General features: G+C 65.2%; 25 protein-coding genes and 1 pseudogene. 8 read left to right on the top strand and 18 right to left on the bottom strand.

All coding sequences use genetic code 11. The features are described from left to right. Positions 1-87: 87 nt before the first annotated feature. Both ACN9M1_RS13320 and ACN9M1_RS13315 read right to left on the bottom strand, forming a co-directional pair. Positions 88-1,131 carry an alpha/beta fold hydrolase gene (locus ACN9M1_RS13320; protein WP_426395067.1) on the bottom strand — a complete coding sequence of 348 codons (1,044 nt, stop codon included), beginning with the start codon at positions 1,129-1,131 and terminating at the stop codon, positions 88-90. 33 nt (positions 1,132-1,164) lie between these two features. Continuing rightward, positions 1,165-1,563 carry a cupin domain-containing protein gene (locus ACN9M1_RS13315; RefSeq protein ID WP_426395066.1) on the bottom strand — a complete coding sequence of 133 codons (399 nt, stop codon included), beginning with the start codon at positions 1,561-1,563 and terminating at the stop codon, positions 1,165-1,167. Between the two features lie 323 nt (positions 1,564-1,886). Here ACN9M1_RS13315 and ACN9M1_RS13310 point away from each other — a divergent pair, with 323 nt between their 5' ends. The 3 genes from ACN9M1_RS13310 (at position 1,887) to ACN9M1_RS13300 (ending at position 3,997) form a co-directional block, all read left to right on the top strand. Continuing rightward, positions 1,887-2,108, top strand: coding sequence for a hypothetical protein (locus ACN9M1_RS13310; RefSeq protein ID WP_426395065.1), 222 nt, complete (start codon positions 1,887-1,889; stop codon positions 2,106-2,108). Positions 2,109-2,153: 45 nt separating this feature from the next. Beyond that, on the top strand, positions 2,154-2,936 hold the full coding sequence (locus ACN9M1_RS13305; RefSeq protein WP_426395063.1) for an alpha/beta fold hydrolase: 783 nt from the start codon (positions 2,154-2,156) through the stop codon (positions 2,934-2,936). 254 nt (positions 2,937-3,190) lie between these two features. Next, a complete protein-coding gene (locus ACN9M1_RS13300) occupies positions 3,191-3,997 on the top strand; it encodes an enoyl-CoA hydratase (RefSeq protein ID WP_426395062.1) in 807 nt (268 codons plus the stop codon). Between the two features lie 30 nt (positions 3,998-4,027). On the opposite strand, the gene ACN9M1_RS13295 is transcribed toward ACN9M1_RS13300, so the two are convergent. The 3 genes and pseudogenes from ACN9M1_RS13295 to ACN9M1_RS13285 form a co-directional block, all read right to left on the bottom strand. Beyond that, positions 4,028-4,573, bottom strand: a complete 546-nt coding sequence (locus ACN9M1_RS13295; protein WP_426395060.1) for a thioredoxin family protein — start codon at positions 4,571-4,573, stop codon at positions 4,028-4,030. A gap of 76 nt (positions 4,574-4,649) precedes the next feature. Then, entirely contained in the window at positions 4,650-5,066 is a 417-nt protein-coding gene (locus tag ACN9M1_RS13290; RefSeq protein WP_426395058.1) for an organic hydroperoxide resistance protein, read from the bottom strand. A gap of 182 nt (positions 5,067-5,248) precedes the next feature. Further along, a pseudogene (locus tag ACN9M1_RS13285) lies at positions 5,249-5,992 on the bottom strand (cytochrome c biogenesis CcdA family protein); the annotation flags it as partial. 205 nt (positions 5,993-6,197) lie between these two features. Here ACN9M1_RS13285 and ACN9M1_RS13280 point away from each other — a divergent pair. From ACN9M1_RS13280 to ACN9M1_RS13265, 4 genes are all read left to right on the top strand, one after another. Beyond that, complete coding sequence (locus tag ACN9M1_RS13280) at positions 6,198-6,941, top strand: response regulator (protein WP_426395056.1); 744 nt, start codon at positions 6,198-6,200, stop codon at positions 6,939-6,941. Then, positions 6,938-8,251, top strand: a complete 1,314-nt coding sequence (locus tag ACN9M1_RS13275; protein ID WP_426395054.1) for a sensor histidine kinase — start codon at positions 6,938-6,940, stop codon at positions 8,249-8,251. The genes ACN9M1_RS13280 and ACN9M1_RS13275 overlap by 4 nt, the downstream gene beginning before the upstream one ends. Positions 8,252-8,464: 213 nt before the next feature. Then, positions 8,465-8,896, top strand: a complete 432-nt coding sequence (locus ACN9M1_RS13270) for a DUF1090 domain-containing protein (RefSeq protein ID WP_426395053.1) — start codon at positions 8,465-8,467, stop codon at positions 8,894-8,896. A 147-nt stretch (positions 8,897-9,043) separates the two neighbouring features. Further along, positions 9,044-10,126, top strand: coding sequence for a M14 family metallopeptidase (locus tag ACN9M1_RS13265; RefSeq protein WP_426395049.1), 1,083 nt, complete (start codon positions 9,044-9,046; stop codon positions 10,124-10,126). Positions 10,127-10,128: 2 nt separating this feature from the next. Here ACN9M1_RS13265 and ACN9M1_RS13260 read toward each other — a convergent pair whose 3' ends face one another. The 5 genes from ACN9M1_RS13260 to ACN9M1_RS13240 form a co-directional block, all read right to left on the bottom strand. Continuing rightward, positions 10,129-10,965 (bottom strand): EamA family transporter, encoded by an 837-nt coding sequence (locus tag ACN9M1_RS13260; protein WP_426395047.1) that lies wholly within the window; start codon positions 10,963-10,965, stop codon positions 10,129-10,131. A gap of 161 nt (positions 10,966-11,126) precedes the next feature. Beyond that, the gene (locus tag ACN9M1_RS13255) at positions 11,127-12,491 is read right to left on the bottom strand and encodes a peroxidase (protein ID WP_426395046.1); all 1,365 of its coding nucleotides are present in this window, start codon (positions 12,489-12,491) and stop codon (positions 11,127-11,129) included. A 312-nt stretch (positions 12,492-12,803) separates the two neighbouring features. Continuing rightward, positions 12,804-13,259: a DUF2147 domain-containing protein gene (locus tag ACN9M1_RS13250; protein ID WP_426395044.1), complete on the bottom strand. Its 456-nt coding sequence runs from the start codon at positions 13,257-13,259 to the stop codon at positions 12,804-12,806. A 68-nt stretch (positions 13,260-13,327) separates the two neighbouring features. Then, positions 13,328-14,368, bottom strand: coding sequence for a collagen-like triple helix repeat-containing protein (locus tag ACN9M1_RS13245; protein WP_426395042.1), 1,041 nt, complete (start codon positions 14,366-14,368; stop codon positions 13,328-13,330). A 138-nt stretch (positions 14,369-14,506) separates the two neighbouring features. Continuing rightward, on the bottom strand, positions 14,507-15,280 hold the full coding sequence (locus ACN9M1_RS13240) for a collagen-like triple helix repeat-containing protein (protein WP_426395040.1): 774 nt from the start codon (positions 15,278-15,280) through the stop codon (positions 14,507-14,509). A gap of 1,727 nt (positions 15,281-17,007) precedes the next feature. Here ACN9M1_RS13240 and ACN9M1_RS13235 point away from each other — a divergent pair. Further along, complete coding sequence (locus tag ACN9M1_RS13235; protein ID WP_426395038.1) at positions 17,008-17,610, top strand: histone H1-like DNA-binding protein; 603 nt, start codon at positions 17,008-17,010, stop codon at positions 17,608-17,610. Between the two features lie 259 nt (positions 17,611-17,869). Here ACN9M1_RS13235 and ACN9M1_RS13230 read toward each other — a convergent pair whose 3' ends face one another. The 8 genes from ACN9M1_RS13230 to aroQ all read right to left on the bottom strand — a co-directional run bounded on the left by ACN9M1_RS13230 (position 17,870) and on the right by aroQ (position 24,965). After that, positions 17,870-18,337: a hypothetical protein gene (locus tag ACN9M1_RS13230; protein WP_366172653.1), complete on the bottom strand. Its 468-nt coding sequence runs from the start codon at positions 18,335-18,337 to the stop codon at positions 17,870-17,872. 9 nt (positions 18,338-18,346) lie between these two features. Then, positions 18,347-19,282 (bottom strand): carbohydrate kinase family protein, encoded by a 936-nt coding sequence (locus tag ACN9M1_RS13225; protein ID WP_426395037.1) that lies wholly within the window; start codon positions 19,280-19,282, stop codon positions 18,347-18,349. A 95-nt stretch (positions 19,283-19,377) separates the two neighbouring features. Further along, positions 19,378-19,878, bottom strand: a complete 501-nt coding sequence (gene tpx, locus ACN9M1_RS13220) for a thiol peroxidase (protein ID WP_426395035.1) — start codon at positions 19,876-19,878, stop codon at positions 19,378-19,380. Positions 19,879-19,929: 51 nt separating this feature from the next. Then, positions 19,930-21,372 carry a DUF3426 domain-containing protein gene (locus ACN9M1_RS13215; RefSeq protein ID WP_426395033.1) on the bottom strand — a complete coding sequence of 481 codons (1,443 nt, stop codon included), beginning with the start codon at positions 21,370-21,372 and terminating at the stop codon, positions 19,930-19,932. A gap of 96 nt (positions 21,373-21,468) precedes the next feature. Continuing rightward, on the bottom strand, positions 21,469-22,365 hold the full coding sequence (gene prmA / locus ACN9M1_RS13210) for a 50S ribosomal protein L11 methyltransferase (protein ID WP_426395031.1): 897 nt from the start codon (positions 22,363-22,365) through the stop codon (positions 21,469-21,471). Between the two features lies 1 nt (position 22,366). After that, positions 22,367-23,734 carry an acetyl-CoA carboxylase biotin carboxylase subunit gene (accC, locus tag ACN9M1_RS13205; protein WP_366172645.1) on the bottom strand — a complete coding sequence of 456 codons (1,368 nt, stop codon included), beginning with the start codon at positions 23,732-23,734 and terminating at the stop codon, positions 22,367-22,369. Positions 23,735-23,872: 138 nt separating this feature from the next. Continuing rightward, a complete protein-coding gene (accB, locus tag ACN9M1_RS13200) occupies positions 23,873-24,340 on the bottom strand; it encodes an acetyl-CoA carboxylase biotin carboxyl carrier protein (protein ID WP_426395030.1) in 468 nt (155 codons plus the stop codon). A gap of 166 nt (positions 24,341-24,506) precedes the next feature. After that, entirely contained in the window at positions 24,507-24,965 is a 459-nt protein-coding gene (aroQ, locus tag ACN9M1_RS13195; protein WP_426395028.1) for a type II 3-dehydroquinate dehydratase, read from the bottom strand. Between the last annotated feature and the right edge of the window lie 132 nt (positions 24,966-25,097).

Here is a 25,097-nt window from a genome sequence, read left to right as displayed (position 1 = left end):
GACCCGGCATCCACGCAAACAGGCGACGCATCATGCGTCGCCTGTTTGCATTTGGGGCCAGCCAATTCATGCCGCGTGGCGCGTGGTTCAGAGATGCGCCACATCCAGCATGGCCTGCACAAACGCCTGCGGCGCTTCCTGCGGCAGGTTGTGTCCGATGCCTCCGCCGATGTTCCGGTGCTGGTACTTGCCCACAAATTTCTTCGCATACGCAGACGGCTCCGGATGCGGCGCACCGTTGGCATCGCCTTCCATGGTGATGGTGGGCACGGTGATCGCGGGGCCGGCCGCCAAGCGCTGCTCCAGTGCGTCGTACTTCGATTCGCCCTGGGCCAGCCCCAGACGCCACCGGTAGTTGTGGATGACGATGGCCACGTGGTCCGGGTTGTCGAACGCGGTGGCGCTGCGGTCGTAGGTGGCGTCGTCAAACTTCCATGTCGGCGAGGCGAGCTTCCAGATCAGGCGGTTGAACGCCTTGCAATTGGCGGCATAGCCTTGTGCGCCGCGCTCGGTGGTGAAGTAGAACTGGTACCACCACGCTAACTCCGCCGCGGGCGGCAGCGGCTTGCGGTTGGCCTCCTGGCTGCCGATCAGGTAGCCGCTGACCGACACCAGCGCCTTGCAGCGCTCCGGCCACAGCGCCGCGATGATGTCTGCCGTGCGCGCCCCCCAGTCGTAGCCGCCGAAGGTGGCCTGCTTGATCTTGAGCGCGTCCATGAACGCGATGATGTCGGCGGCCAGGGCAGCTTGCTGCCCGTTGCGTGGTGTATCGGCTGAGCGGATGCGCGTCGTGCCATAGCCGCGCAGGTAAGGGACGAGCACGCGATAGCCCGCCGCCGCCAGCATCGGTGCCACCTCCGCATAGCTGTAGATGTCATACGGCCAGCCATGCAGCAGGATCATCACGGGGCCATTCTTCGGGCCCAGGTCGGCATAGCCGATGTTGAGCACGCCGGCATCGATCTGCTGCAGCGTGCCGAACGGATTGGCCAGGCTGGCTGGCGACGCACTAGCACTCGACGGCCCCGGCTGCGCATGCACGAGTTGAGCCAGCCCGAGATCGAGCACGCCAATGCTGGCGATGGTGGTTCCAAGCAGACGGCGACGGCGGAGGTTGATAGCGTTCGACATGACGGTTCTCTCTTCTTTGGGTGGGGGAGGTGGTTAGTGCACGAGCGTGACCAGCGGCTCGCCGGTCCGTACGACATACGTCGCCAGTTCCGACGCCTTGCCGCGGCCGACGTTTCTGGCCGAGTGCGCGACGCCCGCCGGAATGAACAACGACTGACCGGTTTGCAGGGTCACGGGTGCTTGTCCGTCCAGCCGGTACTCGATCGTGCCGCTCAGCACGTGGGCGATTTCCTCGCCGGGGTGCATATGCGCCGGGGCGAACGCGTGCGCCTCAAAATTCACGCGGACTTGCTGCGTTTCGTAGCCGTTCACGCTCAGGCTGTGATGGACGAGATCGGTCCGGGATACGCCGCCGTTCTGCGCAAATACGCTGTGTGTACCCAGGACGCCCGCGATTGCGAGCAAGGCTGTGGCCATTCGGTTCGGTTGCATGAGCACTCCTGTGAGCAAGGATGGATGACGAGGAACGGTGTTGCGCGCCTCGTTTCCAGCATTGAGCGCCTGCGATGTATCCCGACGGTTTCACGATGCGGCCGATTTGTATTGCTCTGTAGCAATGGGTCTCTGTGGACGGCGTTTTGTATGCACGTGTATCCGGCCGCCGCCCCGGTACATACCCAGACAAAACGGGCCGATCGCCGCTACGTGCGCGATACGTCAGACGTCTTCAATGCATTCCGTGGCAGCGGCGCCGCGTCAACACACAGTTCCGGCCCGCCGCGCACTCCCAACCCACTGTTCAAAGGAAGACGATCATGACCCACAATCTCGCCAAGACCCTTGCTGTTGTTGCACTTGCTGTGGCCGCTGCCGGCGCGCAAGCCGCCTCGTCCGTCGGTGCACGTGACCCGTACACGGAGGGCGCTCGCGCCGTGCAAAGCGCTGTCGATGCTTATACGGAAGGCGCTCGCGCTACTGACATCTACACCGATGGCGCCCGCAGTGCCGACCCGTACTACGACAGTGCTCACGCCTGAACCCACTCCGCACGACCCCAACCCGCCTGATCAGAAGGAGCCGACATGTTCCCCCGCAAATCCGTTTCCACCGCAGTGCTCGCACTTGGCATGGCTGCCAGTGCGCCGCTCTTTGCCACCACTACGGCTGACGCCGAGCCGCCTTCCGTGGTGATCGTGCACGGCGCGTTTGCCGATGGGTCCGACTGGGCCAAGGTCATTCCACTGCTGCAGGCCAAGGGCGTGAAGGTGCAGGCCGTGCAGAACGGGCTGAACTCACTGGCCGACGATGTGGCCGCGACACGCCGCGCCATCGGCAATCAGGCCGGCAAGGTGGTGCTGGTCGGGCACTCGTGGGGCGGCACCGTCATCACCGAGGCGGGCGCGGACAGCAAGGTTGCGGGGTTGGTCTACGTGGCCGCGTTTGCGCCGGATGCCGGGCAGTCGACGGAAGAGGTCGGCAAGGGCTATGCGCCGGCACCCGGCATCGGCAAGCTGGTGGCCGATGCCAACGGCTATCTCTCGCTACCCGCCGCCGCGCTGGCAAGCGACTTTGCGCAGGATGTGCCGGCAGCCCAGGCCCGCGTGATGGCCGCTACGCAAGGACCCATCAAAGCGACGGCTTTTGGTGAGCGGACCACGGTAGCGGCGTGGCAGAGCAAGCCTTCGTGGTTCATCGTCAGCGAGCACGACCGGATGATCCAGCCGGACCTGGAGCGCGCCATGGCGAAAAAGATCGGCGCCAAGGTGACGAGCCTGCCGACCAGCCATGTCCCGCAGCAGTCGCGGCCGCAGGATGTGGCAAAGGTGATCCTCGACGCGGTGCATGCGGTCGAGACGCGCCACTAAGGTTGTACAGATTGCCTGCGCGCCGGTCTGGGCCTTCGCCCATGGCGCGCAGGACCGTCGATCATCGAACAAAATGGCGCTCGCGAGCGCCTACTTCCTGCAAGACCCCAACCCTCTATTGCCCCACCGCCAAGGAAAGCGCCACGTTGCCAACCCTTGGCGGTCCCGGCCACCATCCACATGATGGCGTGTCGCGATGGGCCGCCATAGACTGGTGCTCCCCCGGTAGCTGCTGGACGATACAAGGAGCGCCCATGGATTCCAACCCCACCCACTTCGACACCACCATCGAGACCCCCGTGCTGCGCGATGACCGCGACGGTGTCGTCACACTGCGGCTGAACCGGCCGCTGCAGTTCAACGCGTTGTCTGAGGCGATGCTGGATGCGTTGCATCGTGCACTGAGCGACATTGCGGGCGATGCCGGTGTGCGCTGTGTGGTGCTCGGTGCAGAGGGCAGGGCCTTCTGCGCCGGGCATGATCTGCGTGAAATGCGCGGCACGCCGGAGCTGGCGTACTACCAGGCGCTGTTTGCGCGTTGCAGTGTGGTGATGCAGGCGATACAGGCGCTGCCGGTGCCGGTCATCGCGCGGGTGCATGGCGCGGCGACTGCGGCGGGGTGCCAACTGGTCGGGAGCTGCGATCTGGCCATCGCATCAGACGCAGCGCGGTTTGCGGTATCGGGCATCAATGTCGGACTGTTCTGCTCGACGCCGGCAGTAGCGCTGTCGCGCAACGTGTTACCGAAGCGCGCGTTCGACATGCTGGTGACGGGGCGTTTCATTGATGCAGCCACGGCGGCCGACTGGGGCCTCATCAACGAGGCCGTGCCCGAGGCCGAGCTGGATGATGCCGTGGCCCGCAAGGTGGCGGAGATTGTCTCGAAAAGCCCCACCGCTATCCGTTACGGCAAAGCGATGTTCTATCAGCAGCGGCAGATGCCACTCAGTGAGGCCTACGCCTATGCGGGCGATGTGATGGCCCGCAACATGATGGAAGAAGACGCCGGCGAGGGCATCGACGCCTTCCTGGAAAAGCGGCCCGCCCGCTGGCGGTCGTAAGGGCAGCGGGGGGCACGTCGATCCCGTGGGTTACTGCGGCTTGCGCGCTGCCAGCAGTTTCTGGATGGCGGCTTCCGTCTCGGCATAGCGGCCTTCGCCAAAGTGCTGGTAGACGATGCGGCCATCCGCGTCGATCAAATACAGCGCGGGCCAGAACTGGTTGTGGAAGGCCGACCACGTGGCATAGCTGTTGTCTTGCGCCACCGGGTAGCGCATGTCCAGGCGCTTGAGCGCGGCCTGCACGTTGGCGGTCGACTTCTCGAACGCGTATTCCGGCGTGTGCACGCCCACGACGACCAGGCCCTGGTCCTTGTACTTGTCGTACCACTGCTTCACGTGGGGCAGCGTGTTGAGGCAGTTGATGCAGGAGTACGTCCAGAAATCGACCAGCACGACCTTGCCGCGCAGGTTCTGCATGGACAGCGGCGGCGAGTTCAGCCATTGGTTGATGCCCGTGAATTCTGGGGCGGTGGCACCGGTGGCGGCGGTCTGGCTGAAGGCGGGCGCGCCCGTCCCGACAAAATAGACGGCGCCGATGGCAAGGGCCGCAAGCGCGGCGCGGAAGGTCGTGCGCATGATGAGAAATCCCTGAAAGGTTGGAAACGGCGGCCCACCAACTGCTGATGGCATGGTTGGCGGGCCGTGCGGTGCGTCAGACCAGGTTCAGCTCGACGTGGATGTTGCCGCGCGTGGCCTTGGAATACGGACAGAGTTGGTGTGCGGCTTCCACTACGGCTTGCGCCACTTCGCGGTCCAGGCCGGGCAGGCTCACGTTCAGGCGGGCTTGCAGGAAGAACGCGTCGTTGGTGGTGCCCAGGTCGACTTCGGTGTTCAGTGAAAGGTCCGCCGGCAGCTTGATCTTCATTTGGCTGGCCGCACGGCCCATGGCGCCGATGAAGCAGGCCGACCAGCCGGCAGCAAACAGCTGCTCCGGGTTGGTGCCGCGGCCGCTGCTGCCCGGCGGCGAGAGCTTCAGGTTCAGGCGGTCGTCATCGCTGTGGGCGTGGCCGTCGCGGCCGCCGGTGACGTTGACCTTGGCGGTGTACAGCACGTTCTCAATGCGGGTCATGGTGATGCTCCTGTTGATCGATTGAAGGGCGTTGGATTTGCGTCCCGAATACCGGGGCCACGAGACGCATTAAAGAAGGCCGACGTATCCCTGACGTAGCGCGGAAGGGCGTTTCTGTCAGGGCATGTATCTCTGTGGCGGCTGGATACAAACGCGTACAAGAAGGCCGCGCTGCCGGCTTACGGCGCAGGCCGATTCATGCCGAGCCCGTGGACCAGCGCTTGCTCAAGCTGCGTGGTGTTGCTGGAAGACAGCCGCGCCAGCAGGCCGGTATCTGCCCCGAACCCGATGAGCGCCACGCCGCTCAGCACGCTCGCGCCCATGACGCGACGCGCCCATTCGCCCAGGCCCATGGAGCGCTTCATGGCGGTGAACACGCGACCACCCAGCCCCAACGCGGCTGCCAGCGATGTGGCGGCTCCCGCCGCATAGGCTGTCAGCGCCAGCGCACTCGAAATGCTGGCCCCCTTCAGCACCACACCCGTCAATACCAAGCCGAGGATTGGGCCCGCGCATGGCGCCCACAGCATGCCCGTAGCCACGCCCAGCAGCAGGGAGCCCGCCACCGATGGCTCGGTCGAGGCGTCTCCCGTGGAGGCGTGGCCCGCCAGCCGGTTGCCCAGCGCCACCGCCGGCCGCGCCATCAGATCGGCCAGCCTGGGCCACAGCAGCGACAGCCCGAAGGCCGCCAGCAGCGCGAGCGCCGCCAACCGGCCAACTTCATTGGCACGCACCGCCCATGCGCCACCGGCCGAGAGCAGCGTGGCAAAACCGGCGAAGGTCAACGCCATGCCGGCGAGCATCGGCAGCTTGCCGTGCAGGAAGGGCTGCCCCGTGCGGCTCAGCACAAAGGGCAGGACAGGCAGGATGCACGGGCTCAGGATGGTCAGCGCGCCGCCCAGGTAGGCGAGTATCAGCAAGCTCATGATGGACTGTCCTCCGAAGGGATTGGGATGCCGTCCATCAAACGCCGCGCGTGTCGCTGGCATGTATCGCCATGAGGCCGATTTGTATCGGACTGTACAAACGCGCTGGCCAGACGCATTCCGATACAAGGTGGGCGCCCTGCGTCACACGCAGCGGTGCAAAATGGCGCCTACCTTTCATCTCTCATCGCGCCGAGGACACCCCATGGACGCCCACGTCGACCACATTCTGATCGTCGATGATGACCGCGAGATTCGCGAACTCGTTTCGACCTATCTCACCAAGAACGGCCTGCGTGTGACGGCATCGCCTGATGGGCGGCATATGCGCGCGTTCCTGGAGGCCAACGCCGTCGACCTGATCGTGCTCGACCTGATGTTGCCCGGCGACGACGGCCTCGTGCTGTGCCGCGAACTGCGCGCCGGCAAGCACAAGGCCACGCCGGTGCTGATGCTCACCGCGCGTGACGACGAGACCGACCGCATCATCGGCCTGGAAATGGGCGCCGACGATTACCTGGCCAAGCCGTTTGCCGCACGCGAGCTGCTCGCGCGCATCAAGGCCGTGCTGCGCCGTACGCGCATGCTGCCGCCCAATCTGCAGATCTCCGAAGCGGGCCAGATGCTGGCCTTTGGCGATTGGCAACTCGATACCACCGCGCGCCACCTGGTCGATACCGAGGGCACCATCGTTGCGCTGAGCGGTGCCGAATACCGGCTGCTACGTGTGTTTGTCGACCACCCGATGCGCGTGTTCAATCGGGACCAACTGCTCAACCTCACCCAGGGCCGCGAGGCGGAGATGTTCGAGCGCTCGGTGGATTTGCTGGTCAGCCGTTTGCGCCAGCGCCTGAATGACGATGCGCGCGACCCGGCCTACATCAAGACCGTGCGCAGCGAGGGCTACGTCTTCTCCAAGCCGGTGGAGATCAAGGAGTCACGCCAATGAGCGCACCAATGCCCGCACGTGCCTGTGCCTGGCCGCGCACGCTGGGCTCGCGGCTGTTCGTGATCTTGCTGGCGGGGCTGGTGGTGGCGTATGCGCTGTCGTTTGCCGTGCTGTTTTCCGAGCGCTACATGAGTGCGCGCGAAGTGATGCTCGGCACGCTGGAAACGGATGTGTCCACGGCCATTGCCATCCTCGACCGCCTGCCCGCAGCCGAGCGCCCCCAGTGGCTGCCGCGCCTGAACCGCGGCAACTATCAGTACATCCTGGGCCCTGGTTCGCCCGGCGTGCCGGAGATGACGCAGCGCGGCAAGGACATCGCTGCGCGCATCAGCGAGGCCAGTGGCGGGCGCTTTCCTGTGACGGTGGAATCGATTCCCGGCGATGGCAAGCAACTGCAGGCGCACCTGACGCTGAGCGACGGCAGCACGCTCACCATCGACGTGCACCCGCGCATGACCCCCATCGCGCAGTGGCTGCCGTATGTGCTGGTGGTGCAGTTGCTGCTGCTGATCGCGTGCTGCTGGTTTGCGGTGCGACTGTCGATCCGCCCGCTGGTGGCCTTGGCGGATGCCGCTGATGCACTCAACCCCAACGCGCAGACCCCGCCGCTGGACGAGACCGGCCCCACCGAACTGGCACGCGCGGCGCGCGCGTTCAATGCCATGCGCCAGCGCATTGCCCGCTTTGTGGAAGAGCGTGTGCAGATTCTGGCGGCCATCTCGCACGATCTGCAGACGCCTATCACGCGCATGAAGTTGCGCGCCGAGATGGCCGAAGACTCGGAAGAGAAGCGCAAGCTGGTGAGCGATCTAGCCGAGATCGAAACGCTGGTGCGCGAGGGCCTGGCCTATGCGCGCACCGCCCACGGCGACGGCGAAAAGCCGTCACGCATCGACGTCGGATCGTTTGTCGAAAGCCTGGCGTACGACTACCAAGACACCGGCAAGCCGGTCATGCTGGAGCAGAACGCCACCGGCGCCATCGTCACGCGCCCGCACGCGCTGCGTCGCGTGCTGACCAACCTGACCGACAACGCCATCAAGTTTGGTGGCGCGGCCGAACTGTGCGTGCGCCGCGATGGCGATGCCGTGGTGATCGAAGTGCGCGATCGCGGGCCCGGCATTCCGGAAGACAAACTCGAGGCGGTGTTGCAGCCGTTTGTGCGGCTGGAGAATTCACGCAGCCGGGAGACGGGCGGCACCGGGCTTGGGCTGGCGATTGCGCAGCAACTGGCGGTAGCGGCAGGTGGCGTGCTTACCTTGCGCAACCGTGAGGGCGGCGGCCTGGTGGCGGAGGTTCGGCTCGGATAACCCCGCTGTGCGGGCCGCCCATGTACGCCGGCGCAATGGTGTGATGTGTGGCTGACATGGCACGACACACGACACCACAGAAACCTGAAAACGGGTCCGTAAGGGCTTTTCTTATTGTTGCGACTGTTGAGAATGTGTTGAGCTTGGTGGATCGGCGCGGACGGTCGTCTTATGGTTGCGCTTCTCGCAAACTTGAAGACAAGGACATTCCTGATGAAAAAGACGCTGCTTGCCGCCATCGTCCCGGTTGCCCTGCTGGGTGCGTCGTCGGCGTTTGCCGGCAACGTAGACTGCGCTACCAAGATCCGCGCCATCGAAACGCAGATCGACCACGCCAAGCAACATGGCAACACCAGCCGCATCGCGGGCCTGCAGGATGCGCTGGCCAATACCAAAGCCAATTGCAGCAACGCCGGCCTGGCCCAGCGCGCCGATCGCAAAATGCGCGACGCCCAGCAAGATGTCGACAAGGCGCAAGCCGAAGTCCGCGAAGCCGAAGGCAAGCTGCGTGAAGCGCGCGATACCGGCAACGCCAAGAAGATCCGCAAGGCAGAGCGCCACCTCGCGGACAAGCAGCGCAAGCTGCGCGAGAAGACCGAAGACCTGCGCAGCGCACAAGCCGACCGTGCCGCAGTGAAGGGCTAAGTTCGGCCGGATTGGGTTGTGGATCGATCAGGGGCTTCGGCCCCTGTTTTCGTTTCCGCTTGCAAACATCTCGCTCGGATACACTGGCGGCCGCCCTCAGCAACCGAGCGGCGACGGTTTCCTGCTGCTCCCCACCGAGGTCGAGACATGGCGGTCGAACAGTGCTTCGCACACACCTACGAAGACGCGCGCGACAAGTTTCTGGCGGCAGCCGAGGCACGCGGGCTGCGCATCGAACGCCATGTTCATCCGCACGCCGTTGGCCCGGCTGGCGAGTCGCTCTCGATCGACACCGCCCTGTTTGCGCCGCAACGCGCGCAGACACTGCTGATCGTGACCTCCGGCGTGCACGGTGTGGAGGGCTTTTGCGGTTCCGGCTGCCAGGTCGGCTTGCTGCATGACGACGCACTCTTCACGCGCTTGGTGGCCGCCAACATGGCGCTGCTGTTCGTGCATGCCGTCAACCCGCACGGGTTTGCGCACCTGCGCCGCGTGAATGAAGACAACGTCGACCTGAACCGCAATAGCGTCGATTTTGCCGAGGTGGCATCGGCCAATCCGGCGTATCTCGAGGTCGATCCGCTCTTGCTGCCGCCCGACTGGCCGCCGACTGCCGCCAATCAGCTTGCGCTACAGCACTACATCGCCACGCACGGTGAAAAGGCGCTGCAAGACGCCGCAACCACCGGCCAGTACCGCGTGCCCGACGGCATGTTCTATGGTGGCGCCGAACCCTGCTGGAGCACACTGCAGATGCGCGAGATCGTGTCGCGCCATGCCGCTGACGTGTCCCGCTTGGTGTGGATCGATTTGCATACCGGGCTGGGCGCCTACGGCCACGGCGAGAAGCTCTTCGCCAGCCCAGATCCGGCTGAACTGGAGCGCGCCATCCGGACCTGGGGCGCGGACGTTCGCCCCATTTCGGCGCCGGGCTCCGTATCGTCGGTGGTGAAGGGGGACCTGATCGGGATTGCGTATGCGTTGCCGCCCGACATTGAGAAGACCTGCGTCACGCTGGAGTTCGGCACGCTCGCGCCCATGGCGGTGCTGCAGGCGCTGCGCGCTGACCACTGGCGATATCGACACCCCGAACGCGGCGCCACGCAAGCGTCGGCCATCCGGCAGGCGCTGCGCGATGCGTTTTACTGCGATGTACCCGAGTGGAAGGGCATGGTCTATGCGCAGACGCGCATGGCGGTGCTGCAGGTGGCGGCGAGTTTCTCCGCCTAGTCCTACGCGCGCTTGGGCGCCCGCACCGTCAGCGCACAGCCCGCCGAAGCGGCGATGATGGCCAGGATCGCCCCCCATTGCCGGCCCGTCAGTTGCTCGTGCAGCACGATCGCCCCAGCCAGCGCACCGATGGCGGGCTCCAGGCTCAGCAGCACGGAAAATGTCTTACCCGGCAGGTGCTTGAGCGCCACCATTTCCAGCGAGTACGGAATGGCGCTCGACAGCACACCAATGCCCAGCCCCGCCAGCATCAGCGACGGCGACAGCAGTGCCGAGCCGGCCTGCGCCACGCCAAACGGCAGCGCAAACAGCGCCCCCACCGTCATCCCGAGCGACGTGGCTTGGCCCGCGTGCAGGCCACCGAGGTTCTTGCCCGTCAGGATATACAGCGCCCAGCACACGCCGGCCGCCAACGCGTAAGCCGCGCCCAGCTGGTCGACCTGGCCGACGGACTTGTCGGCCACCGTCAGCATCAGCAAGCCCACCACCGCCAGTCCGATCCACACAAAGTCGAGCGCGCGGCGCGACAGCACCACCGCCAACACCAGCGGCCCGGTGAACTCAATGGCGATGGCAATGCCGATCGGCAGCCGCTGGATCGACAGATAGAACAGCAGGTTCATGGTCGCCAGCGTGACGCCGTACAGCGCGATACGGCCTGCATCTGCGCGGCGCAGATGCAAGCGCCACGGCCGCCAGAACGCCAACAGGATCACCGCGCCGATGGTGACGCGGTACGTCACGGTGCCCGCCGCGCCCAGCGCGGGAAACAGCGTTTTTGCAAACGAATTGCCGAGGCACACGGAAGCCATCGAGCCCATCAGCGCAAGAATGGGCATCCAAGGTGACGACGAAGACGAAGCAGGGGAGGAGGAAGCAGCGGAAGGCATGGGTGATGGCGAGGGGCGCCCGGGCGGCAGCGCAACGCCACAGCATAGCTGAGCACCGCCGGACGCGCCTTGCGGTCCGTTGTTTGGCGGTGCGGGCTATTTCGGGGGAACTACAGGGCGGCGGCGCTGGGGCGGATTACGTCGATCAGCAGCACGCGCTGACCTTCGCGTTCGCCATCCGGGCGGGGCGTCACACCGCGCTGCGGGCGTGGGGCGGCCAGTGGTGCCGGGTCTTCGGCGCTCATGCCGAACACCGCCAGCTTGGAGGCCGCAATGCGCTGCAGCGTGCCGCGCACACCGGGCACGTCCAGGTCTTCGGGGTCGAAGCCGGTGGTGGCCGTCCAGTCGTCGCGGGCAATGTCCTGCAGGCCGTTGGCCATTTCGAACTGCAGCGAGGCGCCAAAGCCCTTCTGCAGCGAATGCGTGCCGAGCAGGTATTCCGCCGTCAGAAAGCCGCGCAGCCGTGTCCAGAACGCCAGCGAGCTGATGTTGCCGCTCTTGAGCGCATGGCTTGGCGCCACTTCCCAGCTATGGTCGAGCAGCTTGTTGATGAGGCGGCCCCAGGTCGGCACGTCGGTGCCGGCGGAGCAGTCCTCACCGGGGCCTTCCGGGCGAGCGAGCTGGCGCAGCAAGCCCGTGAACGAGCCCGAACTCGGGCGCACGCCACCGGCTTGCGGGCCCGAGGGCCAGCGCCATTGCAGCGGCGAGGGTGGCCGGGCACCGGGCCATTGCGCGTACTGCTGCAGACCCATGCACGGCGTCAGGTAGCGCCACTGGCGCTGGTCCGGGCCGATGCGGCGTAGCGGCTCCAGATCGGTCGACAGTTCAAACTTGCCAAGGAAGGCGGCATTGCGCGACTTGATCGGCGAGCGGGCGTAGACGTTGAAGTCAGGCCAACCCTCGTAGAGATTCACCTGCGGCAGCGCGTGATGCTTGTCCAGCGCATCGTCCGGCTGATCGATGCGGCGGGCGGTGAGGAACAGCGCGCGGCAATCCAGCGTCGGGACTGCGCCGCGCAGGCGCAGCAGCACGAGCAGGTCGCCGAACTCCGCTGGGCGCGCTTCGGCGCGGGCGGGGTAGGCGTGCGGCTGCTCGTCGGGCCAGAAGGTCGTCAAGCGCAGGGCCGAGCCGGGAAATGCGCTGCGCAGTCCTTGCCGGAGCAAGCGCAGTCCGTCGGCGTGGCGCAGGATGCGCAGGACGGACAGATCGTCGTGCAGCGCGGCGTCGGGATGCGGGGCGCGGCCACCGTGTTCAGCAGCCAGCGCAAAGCGCCACAGCGCGGTGTCGCTCGCCACATCTTGGGCGGCCAGTTGCGCCGCGCTGGGGGCGGTTGCGGAGCGGGCACCGGACATCGGCTCACGGGCGTTGCCGCGGGGGGCTCCGGGGTGGTCTTCCGTCGCGGCCTCGGCGCGGATGGTCGACCCGGCAATCGCGCCCAAAAGGCCCTTGTATGGCGGCCGGTTGCGCTCGGGCATGGTTATTCCAACGTTTGTTTGTATTGATTCCTCTGGCGCGCAGCATAGCACCATGCCGCATGCCCGAGAATGCGCCGGCGCCCCTACCCTCGTTGGGATGCGGCGGCACACCCAGGCCATGCGGAATGCGGTTTCCCCCACAAAATCGGGGGCTTCCCCAGAAGTAACGGCGGCGAGGCACGTGTTCTTGAGTTGCGCAGGGGCGTGGGCAAAAAAAGAAGGCGCCGGCTTGCACCGGCGCCCTAAGAGACGGCACCCGCTCACAGGGAAGGGGTGCCGCCGCGCGTTGGAAGCTGCCTTATCGGCGGGCGGTCATTGCTCGCGGATCCACGTCTGCGTGCGACCCAGCAGGCTGATCCCCAGGAAGCCGCGTACGTTGAGCTTCTGGCCGTCATCCGACAGCGACATCTTGGCGCTGTAGACCTTGCCATTCTCCGGGTCCAGGATCTGGCCGCCATCCCAGTTGTTGTTGCCGTTCGGCTTCAGGCCCGTGAGGATGGTCAGCCCTTTGATGGGCTGGTCCTTGCGATCGTCCGTGCACTTGGTGCACGTCTTGTTCTCGTCGCCGGGCACCAGGATCTTGCTGACCTTGCCCGTGAATACGCCACCGTTATCGACGATGGTGACTTCGCCCTTTTGCTTGCCGGTGTTGTCGTCGATCGTCTTCCAGGTGCCGGCCGGGGTGGCCTGCGCGAAAGCGCTGCCAGCGGCCAGTGCAAAGGCTACGGCGCCGGCCACGCGCGCGAGAGAGAGGTGAGTCGGTTTCATTGTGTGGTCTCCTTGTCAGAGTAGAAATAGAAAACGGGGGTAGGGCAGGCCGGCGCAGGCCTCGCGGGTCAATGGGTGCCGAGCGCGCCGGTCACGGTGGACAGCGGATTGCTGCCCGAGCCGCCCGCGGTGTTCGTGACACCGCCGAGCGCATTCGTAATAGGAGCGAGCGGGTTGCCGCTGCCGGCGCCGCCACTCAACGCACCGGTGACGGGTGCGAGCGGATTGGCCGAGCCGCCGCTGCCACCGTTCACCAGGCCACCGGCGCTGGCGACCGTGGCGCCCACGGCGCCGACCACGCCACCCACGTCACGCGTGAGTGGGTTGCCACCCGCGGCACCCACCTGGGCGCCACCTGACTGAAGTCCGCCGCCCACGGTGTTCAATGCTCCGGCCAGCGGGCCGCCGAGCATGGTCGCGCCGCCCACCTGTTGCGTACCTTGGGCCACCTGCGACGACAGCGGCACGATCGCGTTGCTGGTCTGTTGCGTGATCTGCTGCACCGGTCCGCTGGACGTGCCGATGGTGACGAGCCCACCTGCACCCTGCATCACCTGGCCGAGTGCCGAGACACCGCTGCCCACCGGCGACGTCACCGGGTTCAACGGTGCGAGCGGGCTACCGGCCGCGCCGAGGTCCGACACCGTCTGCCCGGCGCTGCCGACCGTCACACCGGCCGAGCGCACCACATCACCCGAGCTCTGCACCGTGGTGCCGACCGGATCCGGCGTCGAGCCGATCTTGCCGAGCCCGCTGCTGATGCCATTGCCCAGCACCTGCACGGTGTTGCCCGCCGACGTCACGGTCGTGCCCAGATCCTTCTGCGCCGCCGTACCGCCGATGACGGGCACCGATGCCGTGCCGATCGTCGTGCCAAGGTCGCTGACTGTCTTGCCGGTCTGCGTGACGACGTTGCCGCCGTTGCTCGCCACGTTGCCGACCGGCACCGCGCCCGGGTCGTTGTTGGCGGTCGACGCGGGTGTGTCACCGTTTGGATTGCCACCCGACGCGCAACCGGCCAGCGTCAGCACGGCGAGTGCAGTTGCGGCCAGCAGCGCGCGCGGCGAAACAGAAACGGAAGAAGCATGGAGCGGGGTTCGAGTCTTCATAGTGTGTCTCCTTGTTAGCGCGGCCCGTACCGCGTAAAACCGCCGGGCTCAGAAGAACGCGCATCTGGCGTCCAGCGGGTAGCATCCGCCTGCGTTTGCCGTCGAATGCAAAGAAAGTTCTCTGGTGCGTCCGTGGTATCAGTGATGCGTCGTCGCTGTCACACCCGACAGCACGCCGCCCACCAACCCACTCACGGTGGAGCCGATGCTGCCCAGCCCACCCGATGACGCGCTCGCACCACCGGTGCTGCCCAGCGTGCCGACGCCGGGAATCCCCGCCGTCAACGTGCCCACCGCCGATGTCACAGGAGCCAGCGCGCCGCCAAGGGCGCCAGTCAACACCCCTCCCGGTGTGGTTCCCGCCGACGGCGCCGTGGGGGACACGAGCGTCGACAGCCCACTCGTCAGCGTGCCGACAGTGCTGACCGTGTTGCCCAACGTCGACACCAGTGCGTTGCCACCACCCGCCGACGTGATCGTGCGGCCCTCACTGCCGAGTGCACTGCCCAGCGTCGTCAATGCCGTGCTGACTGGTGCGCCGAGACCTGTCGCTGTGGCCAGCGTCTGCGTCGCGGAAGTCAGCGTGGAAGTGAGCGGCACGATGGCCGTGATGGTGGTGGTCGTCACCTGCTCGACCGGGCCCGTCAACGTTGCAACCGGCGTGCTGTCAGTCGAACCGCTGCTGCCCGACGATGTGTCGCTGCCGGTGCTCGACCACGTCGGTGAACTCGACGCCGTGATCGACGGCTTGGATTGCGAATCGCTGCCGCCGCCAAGCGATGTCCCCATGTCGCCGCTGCCGGAATTCGCGCACCCTGCCAGTACGGCAAGCGATGCCGCCGACAGTGCGCACTGCAAAAACATCCGTCGCCTCGGCGGGTTTGATTTCAACAAGAACGCCAGATCGCGCATCTTGTGCCTCCACTGCTCAGAACGCTTGTGTTGGACCCCTTCTGTCTTGCGCTCTTTGTTCGTCGGGTGGGTCATCGCAGTGCCGCTGGCGTAGCGAAGACCGCCCCTGTCTTGTCACGGACCACGCGCAGGCCCGTGCCACACCGCCCGATCAATGCCGTGCTGATGTGGTGAGCGGATCGTGAAGTGAAACCGAATGACGTGGCAATCAGCGGCAACCTGACACGCCGATATGCGTGTGCAGCATTTCGTTAGAGAGGATTGCGGTAAAACGCCATGGGGAGCCATTCTTTGCTGTTTTCGCATGCAGCAAAAACGGCCTCCGGAGTGCCGTAGAACAATCCTTCTATCGTCGCAAAACCGCCTCGTTTCAAACGCGGTGGTACGAACTTTTCAGTCGTTGCTGAACAGGGTTTTCCCGCAATGTGTGAGGTCGCATCGCACATTCGCATCACCGGGACGACGCAGCTGCATGCGCACGATTTCGATCCGCGTCAGCGACGCGTTCGCCCACACGCATCGCGATGGCGGCGTGACAGATCGGATCGCTATCGGCATGCAGGCACACTCGATCGATCCATCTCGATGAGCCTCCGCATTTTGTCGTTCACGCATCCGACGCGGCACGCGACTTGCGGCTCGTCTTGCGTATGTCGTCGGCCATGTCGAGCATCGCACGCGAGTGAGGCGCGCATCGGAAGCGTGCAACGCGCGTCGATCGACACGCGCGACCCGTCGATGCACACGCGTGCAACGCGTCGACTGCGCGCGAGCGCGTGAAAAATTCGCGCGCGTTGTCGCATCCACGCATCGTTTTTTTCGACGCGCATCATGTTGCTCACGCGTCAGCGCGCACGACGATGTGTTGCTCGCGCGTCGTTCACGCATGCGCGCACGATCTGCACGCGCATCACAACGCGTGCTGCTGTAAACCGGCATGAACACTGGGTTTGCGGGAGGTGTGTGTCTGCGCAGAGCAACGCGTTCACGTGATGTTACGACGCAAGAAAATGCGCATTCACGAAGGTGATCACCGTGCATGCGCGATCCAAATCGTGTCGATGCACAGAGGCAACGCAATCCTTCACCAAAACTCACCGCGCTTTTTGCATAAATCTCTTAACATCACCGCGCAAACGAATTATGATTCGCCTTGACAAGACGTTGACTTCGATGCAAGGGCGCTTCGCGCGATCAACGACGATGCAGTTCCAAGCGACAAGTGAAAGGTAGTCGAGGAGCGTAACCACTTTGATGCACGCCACGCCGACAGGGCTGTTTGAACTCGGTGCCGTCTCTACGATCCCCCCGTCGGGATGGGCGTACTACCCCCAAAAGAAAACGCGCGCTCTCCAGATTTCCGCTGTCCGCAAAGTCACGCTGCAAGCTGCTTTGCAGCCTACACAGCGCTTCGCGCAAGATCAGATTTCGACCGGTGTGGCCATGATGCCCCGGTCCTCTCAATTGATGAAGACTCGCCGGATGCGGTTCGTTCGGCCGGCTGCGGTTACGCACGTGTGTGCGGCCGAGGCGTGCAACTTGCTGCGTGTGTCTGCCGCGCACGTTGCAGGTCTTCCTACCGAATTCATTAGCGTGCGACTGCCGTTGGGTGGCGCGCCGATGAATCGCTCGCTCGGTTGGTCTGGCGATGCCAATGCATCGTGGGATCGGGCCGGTCGGGTTGCTCAATCTCGATAGTTCGATACCCAATCTCGAAGGAGTTTCCCATGGCAACTGCTGCTAAGAAGAAACCGGCCGCCAAGGCCCCGGCCAAGAAGGCCGCTGCAAAGAAGGCTCCGGCCGCTAAGAAGGCTGCTGCAAAGAAGGCTGCTCCGGCCGCCAAGAAGGCACCGGCCAAGAAGGTTGCTGCGAAGAAGGTTGCAGCTAAGAAGGTCGTTGCCAAGAAGGCACCGGCAGCCAAGAAGGCCGCAGTGAAGAAGGTTGCTGCCAAGAAGGCACCGGCCAAGAAGGCTGCAGTGAAGAAGGTTGCCGCCAAGAAGGCACCGGCCGCCAAGAAGGCCGCAGTGAAGAAGGTTGCTGCCAAGAAGGCACCGGCCAAGAAGGCCGCAGTGAAGAAGGTTGCCGCCAAGAAGGCACCGGCCGCCAAGAAGGCTGCTGCTAAGCCAGCTGCGAAGAAGGCTCCTGCTGCGAAGAAGGCACCGGCCGCCAAGAAGGCTGCTGCCAAGCCTGCTGCGAAGAAGGCTCCGGCGAAGAAGGCTGTCGCCAAGCCCGCCGCTGCTCCGGCCGCTGCACCTGCTGCTGCACCCGCTGCCAAGACCGCGCTGAACCCGGCTGCGGCATGGCCGTTCCCGACCGGCAACCGTCCGTAAGTCATTCTGACGACGGTGATCCTCCGGGACCACAGCGGCGCACGCGTTGCGCCCACCTGATCGGATACTGCGTATCCGATCCGCAAGACCTCAGCGTCTTGCACCGCCCGCCGATCGGCTCACGCCCCGGCGGGCTTTTTCTTGGCTGCGCGATTGCTCGTGTGCTTGTTCGTGCGACTCGTGCGGACAAAAAAAACCGCACCGGCGCGATGCCGATGCGGTGTTTCCAATACGGTCCGACCCGTTGGCCGGGCGCCGATCAGTGCGTCACGCGCGTCACGCCGCCGGACGACAACAGGCGCACACGTTCGCCCGGGCGGAAAGCCTCGTCGGCGTCTTGCGTGATGGCGCGGTACTCGCCGTTGTCGAGCCTGACGGTGATTTCGAGGCCGGGGCGCTTGTTCGCCTGACCTTCGATCGCGCTACCGGCGATGCCGCCGACGATGGCGCCCAGCACGCCCGCTGCCACCGAGCCGTTGCCGCGCCCGATGGCCGCTGCCGAACCGATGCCGCCGATGGCGCCACCGGCGATGGTGCCGACGCCGGTCTGCTCACGGTCGATCACGACGTTGCGCACGGAGTCGACCGTGCCGAAGCGTACCGTCTGCTCGCGCTGGGCCTGGCCCGACGTGTAGGCGCTGTTGGAGTTGGTGCCCATGGCGCAGCCTTGCAGGCCGAGCGCGGCGACCAGCAGGGTCGCGGCACCGATGCGATAGATGGGTTTCATGTGCGTTCCTTATTGATACCGGTACCCGAAAGCGGACTCAAAGCGCCGGGCAATCTCGTCGACGGGCAGGCCGTAATTCTGCGGGCCCTGGCAAGCGATTTTAAGCGAGCCCATCAGGCTGGCAAGCCGGCCGGTGGTTTCCCAGTCCAGACCGTTTTCGATGCCGTAGAGCAGACCGCCGCGGAAGGCGTCGCCGCAACCGGTCGGGTCGACCACACGCTCGGCGGGCACGACAGGAATCTTATATTGCTGGCCGCCGGCGTGAATCTCCGCCCCTTCTTCCCCGCGCGTGACGATGAAAGCTTCGACGCGCTGCGCAAGTTCTGTCGCACTGTAGCCCGTGCGTGACAGCATGACCTGCGCTTCGTAGTCATTGACCACCACGTAGCTGGCGAGTTCAACGAAGCGGCGCAGGTCGGCACCGTCAAACAGCGGCATCGCCTGGCCCAGGTCGAAGATGAACGGCACGCCCGATTCGGCAAATTGCGTGGCGTGATGCAGCATGCCGTCGCGGCTGTCGGGGCCGACCAGGCCCAGCTTTGCAGGCAGTGCATTCTTGACCGAATTCACGCTCGACTGGCTCATCGCGCCTGGGTGGAACGCCGTGATCTGGTTGTTGTCGCGGTCGGTCGTGATCATGGCTTGCGCCGTGAACGTGTCCGGAATCTCGGTGATGTGCTGGGTCGAAATGCCCAGGCCCTTCAGGTAGTCCAGATATGGCCCGGCGTCTTGCCCGACGGTGCCCATGATGATGGGCTCGCCGCCCAGCAGCTTGAGCGAGTACGCAATGTTGCCTGCGCAGCCGCCGAACTCCCGGCGCATGCTCGGCACCAGGAAGGAGACGTTCAGGATATGAATCTTGTCGGGCAGGATGTGTTCGCGGAAGTGTCCGTCGAACGTCATGATGGTGTCGTAGGCAACCGAGCCGCAGATCACGCTGGCCATATTGAGGGCACTCCAGATATGACGCGGCCGCCCCTATGGACGGCCATGTGGTGAATGAGAGACCCGACTATCTCACGGGCGGGTCTCGGTGCAGCTTACTTCAGCGCGGCCAGGGCGGCGTCGTAGTTCGGCTCTTCCTTGATCTCGGGCACGAGCTGGGAATACAGCACGTTGTCGTTGCCGTCGAGCACGACCACGGCACGCGCGGTCACGCCGGCCAGCGGGCCGCTGGTGATGTCCACACCGTAGGCTTGCTTGAAGCCCTTGTCACGGAAGGTCGACAGCGGCACGACGTTCTCGATGCCTTCGGTGGTGCAGAAGCGGCCGGCAGCGAACGGCAGGTCGGCGGAGATGGAGAACACGACCGTGTTTTCCAGCTTGGCGGCGGCTTCGTTGAACTTGCGCGTGGAGGTGGCGCACACCGGGGTGTCCAGGCTCGGCACGATGTTCAGGACCTTGCGCTTGCCGGCAAAGTCAGCCAGCGAGACGTCTTTCAAGTCCTTACCGACCAGCGTGAATGCCGGGGCCTTTGCGCCGGCGCTCGGGAATTGGCCGCCGACTTCGATTGGGTTGCCGCCAAGGGTCACGTTTGCCATGGTGTGCTGCTCCTTCGTTTTGATACGTGTTGGGGTGAGTTGGGGGTCCACTCAGGGGTAGAAAATCAGGACCCGATAGTTGGCTGTCGGGCGCTGGGACTGGAATCGTACCCGAATCGGCAACTCGCCGCGGGCGGGTAGGCCGGACTTGCTGTAGGCACGGTCGTTCGGGCTCAGGTAGTCGGCAGGCAGCAGGGCTCTGCGCGAAAGCAGTTGGTCCTGCAGGTCGGTGGTGATCAGTTCGATGGCGGGCAGCGCGACGGGGCTGGCGGCGCGGCTGCGCAGCGTGGCGGTCAGCACGTACTGGTCGGACGCATCACCTTCCTGACGTTGCAGTTGCGACGACTCGATCTGCAGCGCATCCAGGTCACGCGGCGGCGGGAGCTGGCAATGCAGCGGTTGGCAGAGCGACTCCCACAGCGGGCGGGTGGCCGGGACGCGGCGGGCGATTTCCGCACGGCCGAGAAACGCCACCTGTGCGACCGCCGTGATGATTAGCAAGCCGATCGCGATGCGTGCCAGCGCGCGACGTCCGCTGGACTTGCGGACTTGCTCGCGTGCCTGCGCAGCACGCAGGAAATCCAGCGTGGCAGCAGAGACACCGTGATTCGGCCCGCGCGCCTTGCGTGGACGCGGTGCGCCGGTCAGCGTGCGCTGCGGGGTCGGGCCGGCGTGTTCAGTAGGCTCGTCGTGCGTGCGGCGGACCTGGTTGCCGTGGCGGCGCGGCACCGGCGCAAACTGCGTGTGCGGATCGGGCTCGTAGCGCATCCACACCGAGTCATGTCTCTCGGTCTCGGGCTTGCGTGTTGTCGCGGGTGCTGGTGCCGGCACGATCGCGGGTTCGGCCGGCAAATCCGCCGACGGCTGCTTGGGGACGGCCCCCGCGAACGTCTCTTCGTCGTCTTCGAGATCGCGGATGGGCGGCAAGCCGTGGAACGGGTCGGCGGGCGGCGCGGGCGGCTCGGCTGCGGCAGGTGCGACCGGCTCGAGCGCAGGTGCGGGCGCCTCGGGTTCCTCTGGCGCGGCCTCGGGCAGCGGGCGTGTATCGGGCGCGGTCGAGTGCGTGTCAGGGATGGGCGTCGCGCCTTCCACCTCGCCCAGGTGAACCTCGGCGACACCATCTTCGGCGATGTTCTCTTCCCAGATCAGCGTCATGCCGAAGCCGTGGTCGTCTTCAGCGGAGGGTTCTGCTGCGGGCGGTTCCGCTTGCGGGGCGGGGGATTCGGCCTGCTGTGGCGGGGACGACTCGGGCGCGGATGCGGGTGCACTCGGTGCAGGCGTGTGCGGTGCCGGCACAGCGTGTGCGGTTTCGGTGGGCGCGGATGTGGCACCAAGTTCGATCAGATGCGCGCGGCCGTCGAAGACGTGGTTGCAGCGCCCGCAACGGACGAGCCCGCCGCGCAGCCGAAGCTGGTCGGCAACAACGCGAAATGCGGTTTGACAGTTGGGACAGCGGGCGGCCAAACGTGGCGCAGCTTGTGGCGCAGTTGCCATGCGGGACGAGGAGAAAAAAGCCGACCGCGCGAGTATTGCAGACAGTCACGCCAGCGTCGACCTTTGCAGGCAACGCTGGCGGGCAATACCGTGAAATTACGCGGGCTTCACACCATGCAGGCAGACCCAGCCGTCACGTGCACGCCACACCGTGAGCGGAATGGCCGATGCATATGCCGCAGCCACTTCTTTCGCCTGGCGTTCGAGCACGCCCGACAGGATCAGCCGACCGCCCGGACGCACGCGTGCGCACAGCATGGCCGCCATCAACTTGAGCGGGTTCGACAGGATGTTGGCGACAACGAGGTCGAACGTGCCTTCCGGCGCATCGTCGGGCAACGCGAACGTGGCTTCGACATGGTTGCGCTCGGCGTTGTAGCGCGAGGCTTCCACGGCGTTCGGGTCGATGTCGACGCCAACGGTTTCACCGGCGCCGAGCTTCTTGGCGACGATGGCCAGGATGCCCGAGCCGCAGCCGTAGTCGAGCGTCCGTTCACCGGGCTGGACGTGCTGCTCCAGCCATTCCATGCACAGGCGCGTGGTCGGGTGGCTGCCGGTGCCGAAGGCGAGGCCGGGGTCCAGCTCCAGCACCACGGCGTCGGGTTCCGGTGCGTCATGCCACGAGGGCACGACCCAGATGTGCTCGCCGATGTGGATGGGCTCGAACTGCGATTGCGTCACGCGCACCCAGTCCTGCTCTTCGACTTCGCGCACGGTGTACGCGGGGATGGGCGAGAGCTTGATCTCGTTGGCTGCGGCTGCCACCAGCAGTGCCGGATCGGCATCGTCAGCCAGCAGCGCGACCACGCGCGAGCGGTTCCACGCCAGACGCGTCGGCTCGTGGCCGGGCTCGCCGAAGAGCGGTTGTTCTTCCGGCGTGTCGGCATCGGCATCTTCCACCGACACCGACAGCGCACCTAGGTCGAACAGCGCCTCGGACAACGCTTCCGCGTCGTCACGAGACACTTCGAGTACGCATTCGCGGTACGTCATCTTATTTGCCGCCACCCTTGGCCACTTCCTGTTGCGCCAGACGGTGCTCCAGGTAGTGGATGTCGGTGCCGCCTTCAACGAAGTTGGCGTCGAGCATCAGGTCGCGGTGCAGCGGCACGTTGGTCGAGATGCCTTCCACCACCATTTCCGACAGGGCGATGCGCATGCGCGCGATGGCTTGCTCACGCGTGGCGCCGTACGTAATGACCTTGCCGATCATCGAGTCGTAGTTGGGCGGCACGAAGTAGCCGTTGTAGGCGTGCGAATCGACGCGGACACCTGGGCCACCCGGCACGTGCCACGACGTGATGCGGCCCGGCGACGGCGTGAACTTGAACGGATCTTCCGCGTTGATGCGGCACTCGATGGCGTGGCCCTTGAGCGTGATGTCCTTCTGGCGGAAGCGCAGCTTTTCGCCGGCCGCCACGCGGATCTGCTCTTGCACGATGTCGACGCCCGTGATCATTTCCGTGACCGGGTGTTCGACCTGCACGCGGGTGTTCATTTCAATGAAATAGAACTCGCCGTTTTCGTACAGAAACTCGAACGTGCCGGCGCCACGGTAGCCGATCTTCTTGCAGGCCTCGGCGCAACGGTCGCCAATGCGCTCGATCAGGCGGCGGGGGATGTGCGGTGCCGGCGCTTCCTCGATCACCTTCTGGTGGCGGCGCTGCATGGAGCAATCGCGCTCGCCCAGCCAGATGGCGTTGCGGTGCTGGTCGGCCAAGATCTGGATTTCCACGTGGCGCGGATGCTCCAGGAACTTCTCCATGTAGACCTCGGGGTTGCCAAAGGCACGCCCGGCTTCTTCGCGCGTCATGTTGACGGCATTGATCAGCGCAGCCTCGGTATGCACCACGCGCATGCCGCGACCGCCGCCGCCGCCGGCGGCCTTGATGATCACCGGATAGCCGACCTTCTTGGCCGTTGCCAGGATTTCCTTCGGATCATCGGGCAGGGCGCCGTCCGAGCCCGGCACGCACGGCACGCCGGACTTGATCATGGCCTGCTTGGCCGACACCTTGTCGCCCATCAGGCGGATCGATTCGGGCGTCGGGCCGATGAAGGTGAAGCCGGATTGCTCTACGCGCTCAGCAAAGTCGGCGTTTTCCGACAGGAAGCCGTAGCCGGGGTGGATCGCCTGGGCGTCGGTCACTTCAGCCGCCGAGATGATGGCCGGCATGTTCAGATACGACAGCGGCGACGGTGCCGGGCCGATACACACGGCTTCGTCGGCCAGCTTGACGTATTTGGCTTCCTTGTCCGCCTCGGAATAGACCACTACGGTCTTGATGCCGAGCTCGCGGCAGGCGCGCTGGATGCGAAGAGCGATCTCGCCGCGATTCGCGATCAGGATCTTGTCGAACATCGTGTTCTCGCTACAAAAAGGGGAGGCGAGGGCGCTGTGTCGGGGCCGCATTTAGCCGGCCTGGGCACTCGGTTGCGTCAACTCGCGCTCGGAGGCGGCACGCTGGGCGCCGCACGATGAGGGTCAGATGCCGGAAGATCAGCCGATCACGAACAGCGGTTGGCCGTATTCCACAGCCTGCCCGTTGTCGATCAGGATTTCCTTGATGACGCCAGCCTTGTCCGCTTCGATCTCGTTGAGCAGCTTCATCGCTTCGATGATGCAGATGGTCTGGCCTTCCTTGACGGTGTCGCCCACCTTGACGAACTCGGCGGCACCCGGCGACGGCGAGCGGTAGAACGTACCGACCATCGGCGAGGTCACGATGTGGCCAGCCGGCAAGGCCGGCGCAGCGGCTTCAGCGCTGACAGCAGCCGGAGCTGCAGCGGCGGGCACGCCCACAGCGGGCGCGGCCTGCATCGGCATCGGCGCGTATTGCATCGGGGCCACCACTTGCGGCGCCGACTTGACGATGCGGACCTTGCCTTCGCCTTCGGTCACTTCGAGTTCCGAAATGCCCGATTCGGCCACGAGGTCGATCAGCGTTTTCAGCTTGCGCAAATCCATGAAGGTTCTCCTGCAGCGTCGGCGGTCTGGGGCGAACGTTGCGCGCGCGAATGGCTCTTCGGCGGCGCATCGGTCAAAAGGGGCTCCAGGCGCTGGCGTCGTTGCGTTGGTTAGGGGTTGAAATAAAAGGGAAAGAGGGCGGCTGACGGGCCGCCGTGCGAATCGCTTATTGGTCGAGCAGGTAGTCCAGCGCGGCCAGATAGCCACGCCAGCCCAGCCCGCAGATCACGCCTACCGCTTGGTCCGCCAGATACGAATGGTGGCGGAACGGCTCCCGGCGGTGCACGTTGGACAGATGGACTTCAATGTACGGAATCGCCACCCCGGCCAGCGCATCGCGCAGGGCCACGCTTGTGTGCGTGTAGGCCGCCGGGTTGATGATGATGAATTCAACGCCTTCCCCCTTGGCCGCGTGGATGCGATCGACCAACGCGCCTTCGTGGTTGGACTGAAAGTGCGCCAGCGTGGCACCACGCGTTTGGGCACGTTCGACCAAGGCGGCATTGATGTCGGCCAACGTGGTCGCGCCGTAGACTTCCGGCTCTCGTGTGCCGAGCAGGTTGAGGTTCGGGCCGTGCAGGACGAGCACGTTGCGAGGCGCTTTGTCGTTCGGTTTGTCAGCCACGATTTGACGGGTTGAGCGAAGTTGGGCGCAATTTACAGCAACTTAGAATGCTTTGTCTAGTTTTTGCTAAAAAACTATCGAAGAACCGGTGTTTTCGCCGATGTTACCGTCGCCGCCCGGCCTTTTGCGCAA

This window comes from Ralstonia sp. R-29 (assembly GCF_049913345.1).
Lineage (GTDB): Bacteria > Pseudomonadota > Gammaproteobacteria > Burkholderiales > Burkholderiaceae > Ralstonia.
This window is presented reverse-complemented; position numbering and strand designations above follow the sequence as displayed.